This is a genomic window from Microcoleus sp. LAD1_D5 (assembly GCF_036702115.1).
Lineage (GTDB): Bacteria > Cyanobacteriota > Cyanobacteriia > Cyanobacteriales > Microcoleaceae > Microcoleus.
Map to the genome: position 1 here is coordinate 1 of NZ_JAUBSA010000164.1, position 2,638 is coordinate 2,638.

4 protein-coding genes are annotated in these 2,638 nt (G+C 43.4%); all 4 read right to left on the minus strand.

Annotation, left to right across the window (positions count from 1 at the left end; all coding sequences use genetic code 11):
• Positions 1-56: 56 nt before the first annotated feature.
• Positions 57-572 (minus strand): PIN domain-containing protein, encoded by a 516-nt coding sequence (locus tag QUA70_RS28275; RefSeq protein WP_333351064.1) that lies wholly within the window; start codon positions 570-572, stop codon positions 57-59.
• Between the two features lie 3 nt (positions 573-575).
• A complete protein-coding gene (locus QUA70_RS28280) occupies positions 576-1,046 on the minus strand; it encodes a helix-turn-helix domain-containing protein (RefSeq protein ID WP_333334506.1) in 471 nt (156 codons plus the stop codon).
• A gap of 148 nt (positions 1,047-1,194) precedes the next feature.
• Positions 1,195-1,776 (minus strand): NAD(P)H-dependent oxidoreductase, encoded by a 582-nt coding sequence (locus QUA70_RS28285; RefSeq protein ID WP_333351062.1) that lies wholly within the window; start codon positions 1,774-1,776, stop codon positions 1,195-1,197.
• A gap of 337 nt (positions 1,777-2,113) precedes the next feature.
• Positions 2,114-2,587 carry a hypothetical protein gene (locus QUA70_RS28290; RefSeq protein ID WP_333351060.1) on the minus strand — a complete coding sequence of 158 codons (474 nt, stop codon included), beginning with the start codon at positions 2,585-2,587 and terminating at the stop codon, positions 2,114-2,116.
• Positions 2,588-2,638 lie beyond the last annotated feature (51 nt).

The window sequence follows — 2,638 nt, forward strand, 5'->3', positions numbered from 1 at the left end:
TACACGTTGTCAACGCCGAACGCGAGTCAAAGTCTTTTGAGGTAAGGGTTTTAGGCTTATTCAGCAAGCCCTAAATACTCGTCAGGCGTTTTTGGCGGATTCTTGAGCCTGATTCTTTGTTTCTCGGCTGCTTTGCATACTGTTTGCCCGTTGAGGTCAAGCAAGTCTAAAATAAAATCATCTGGATGCTGCGCTAAAATGTCGTAAGGTGCAAGAGCTTCTTCAGGAAAATCTCTGAGATTGAAAGTAATAATAAACTTAGAACGAGAGTGAATTGCAGCAGCGAGGACATGGCGATCGCCCGGATCGGGAAGTTCTAACTCTTGTATAATTGTCTCATAGCGTTGCACCAAGCAATTTTCAACACTTGCATTCATTAATCTTTTGGTTCGGGCAAGCTGTTCAAATCTTATATCGGGACGGTTTATAAGTACATTTCTCATCCACTCGTCGTGAATTTCTTCAGTCCAACGTGCCTCAACTATGTCGGTAGTTGCCAACTCTACAAATAAGTCACGAAGAGATGCCGAATACAAAACATTAGCATCGTAAACAACAGTTAAAATTGCCATGCTTTAATGGTACAAACCGAGTGCTTCTGATTCACATACAAGCATATCCATAATTTTACTGCTTTCTTCGTAACTTTGTTTCTTATAGGCCATTAAATCTTCGTAACGTATCCGGCGACTGTTCCTGACTGTCTTGTAAGGGATTTTGCCCGCCTCCAGCAACTCCCGCATATATTTATCTGAAACTCCCAGGATGTCTGCTGCTTGATAAATATGAAGTTCTTTAGTAATGGGAGTTAGCTTGACAGTATTGCCGCTGCTTGTTTGCTGCAAAATTGCTAACAGCAGGGGTAACGCTGCGGCCGGTATGTCAATTGTCTTTCCCTCTTTTTCGTTTAATATCAATTTGAGGGATTCGCCAGACGGATGATTTTGCAAGTGCGATTCTAAAGCGCGACTACTGGTTTTGGCAACCGCTGCTTCTGCTGCTGTCGGCAAAGCAGGTGCTGAGTCGGGATCTCCGGTGAATGTCATGTTAATTTGGGGGTGAGAATAACAGCCAATCAACTATTATCGTAGCAATTTTGCGAGGCGATCGCACTTGATGCAGCCAGCAAAATAACAGATGCTGGGATTGGGACACAAAATTGCTGTGTCCCTACTGCCAAATGAATTTATTGCCTCATGCGATTAATTTCGACAGCACATTAGACAACTTAGCACCGAGATTTTCAACAGCGTCCTGCTGTTTGGGATCTTTCATCGTACCGTCAGCATTAAATGCTTCAAAAGCTTGGGGAATTGCTTTCTGATCCGGGAGTACCAATACGTTAATATTCCCCAGGATCGATCGCAAATGAACCAATCCCCGCAAACCCCCTATTCCGCCTGGGGAAGCACTCATAATTACCGCTACTTTGCCAGTAAATGCCACCAATCCCGGTTCACCCGGTGCTGGGCGCGATACCCAATCGATCGCATTTTTCAGCACAGGCGTAATTGAACTGTTATACTCAGGAGAAGCTATTAAAAACCCGTCATGCGCTACCATCAATTCCTTCAAGTGCCGAGCATTTTCTGGCATTCCCTCTTTTGCTTCTAAATCTTCGTCAAATAGCGGCATCGGCAAATCGCGCAAATCTACATAAGTAACTTCTGCACCCGCCGCCCTAGCCCCAGCAGCCGCAACTTTTACCAGCAGTTTGTTGTAGGATGCTTCGCGGGTACTCCCGGCAAATGCAAGTATTTTTGGTCTATTGTTCACGGTATTTCCTGATATTTTGACAAGATAATCTTGACATTTTCAAGATAAATTTTAGCAAAGGAAGGGGCTCGCTGTCTCTTTCCTTAAGATATATTAGTTAAATAAACTGTCACCAATAAAAAACCTGGCAGGCGTGACGGAGGAGTCTCCCACACCAGGCGCGCGGTTTCTAGTAAATATAACCGACCGATGACCGATATGTAAAGTGTGCCTTGGTGCATCGAGTTTCTGCAATCTGCGCTCGGGCGATTTAATTTTGTGCGATCGGGTGATGCGGTGGGGTAAAGTTTATATTAAGTCCGATCGTCGATCGCGCAATCTTTGGGTAACATTAAACTTAAGAAACACCAAATAAATCTTTGAGAAAATACAAAACTGCATTACAAAAAGGCTGGTATCGCCCTTGTGCATTCATTTGTTGACAATCTTGAGCTAATAATTCAGCCTCTTCCTGTGTCATGATTCCTTGCAATGCTTCAAGTGCTTGAATTCGTCCCTGCATTAAGTCATAATGATTGAGTCCCAAAACTTCAATGGTTGTTTGAGCATCTTTTTGCTGAGCTAAATTATTTGCAGTTGGCAGTATCTCACCAGTGCTAGAGTAATCAAAAAATTCTTCACAGTTGGCTTGTAGTGGCGAAACCCCGATCGCACGATCCCCCTTCTTATTACCACAATACTCTGGCCAACGATACCCTGGCTTATTTGTATCTCGGCCACAAGAAGCTAGCATATTTGTGTAATCAACAGATAATTCTGCATCAGTCTTGCTCTGAGGGTCTAGATGCAATGGCACTGAAAAAGTGAGCAAAAAAAAATCTGTAAGGCAAGATATACATAGATAATTGCCTTACAAACCAAA